A 911-nucleotide genomic window follows, 5' to 3' on the forward strand; every position below is an offset into this window, starting at 1 on the left:
GGGCGCTTGCCCTTCCAGCGCATACGGCCGGCCTTGCCCCAGTTGATGTTCGACTGTTCGGCGTTGCCGACCTCACCGACGGTTGCGCGGCAGCGCACGTCGACGCGACGGATTTCACCGGAAGGCATACGCAACGTGGCGTATGCGCCTTCCTTACCGAGGAGCTGAATGCTCGCTCCAGCGGAGCGGGCCATCTTCGCGCCACCACCCGGACGAAGCTCGACCGCGTGAATGGTCGTACCCGTCGGGATGTTGCGCAGGGGAAGGTTGTTGCCGGGCTTGATGTCGGCGTTGGGACCCTGCTCGATCGGCGAGCCCTGGGCGATGCCCTTGGGTGCGACGATGTAGCGCTTCTCGCCGTCTGCGAAGTGCAGCAGTGCGATGTTCGCCGTGCGGTTCGGGTCGTATTCGATGTGAGCGACCTTCGCCGGCACACCGTCCTTGTCGTTGCGGCGGAAATCGATGAGACGGTACGCACGCTTGTGACCGCCACCCTTGTGCCGGGTGGTGATACGACCGTGTGCGTTACGTCCACCGCGACCGTGCAGCGGGCGAACCAGCGACTTCTCGGGGGTCGAACGCGTGATCTCAGCGAAGTCGGACACGCTGGAGCCACGACGACCCGGGGTTGTCGGCTTGTACTTAAGAATTGCCATGAGTCTTCTCGTCCTCTATATCCGAAGAGTCCCAGTCGCTTACGCGACCGGACCTCCGAAGATCTCGATGGGCTTGCTGTCAGCGGAGAGCGTTACGAGCGCGCGCTTGGTGTCCTTGCGCTTGCCGTAACCGAACCGGGTCCGCTTACGCTTGCCCTGACGGTTCATCGTGTTGACGCTGGTCACGGTGACGTCGAAGATCTTCTCGACGGCAATCTTGATCTGCGTCTTGTTCGAGTCCGGGTGCACCAGGAA

At 62.8% G+C, this 911-nt stretch carries 2 protein-coding genes; both read right to left on the reverse strand.

From position 1 onward, the window contains the following. The coding region (gene rplB / locus QM797_RS26135) for a 50S ribosomal protein L2 (RefSeq protein ID WP_283278645.1) at positions 1-656 on the reverse strand (656 nt) is incomplete at its 3' end. 39 nt (positions 657-695) lie between these two features. Beyond that, positions 696-911: 50S ribosomal protein L23 (rplW, locus tag QM797_RS26140; RefSeq protein WP_283278646.1), on the reverse strand; the 216-nt coding region annotated here is incomplete at its 5' end.

The organism is Rhodococcus sp. IEGM 1381 (assembly GCF_030056795.1).
Taxonomy (GTDB): domain Bacteria; phylum Actinomycetota; class Actinomycetes; order Mycobacteriales; family Mycobacteriaceae; genus Rhodococcoides.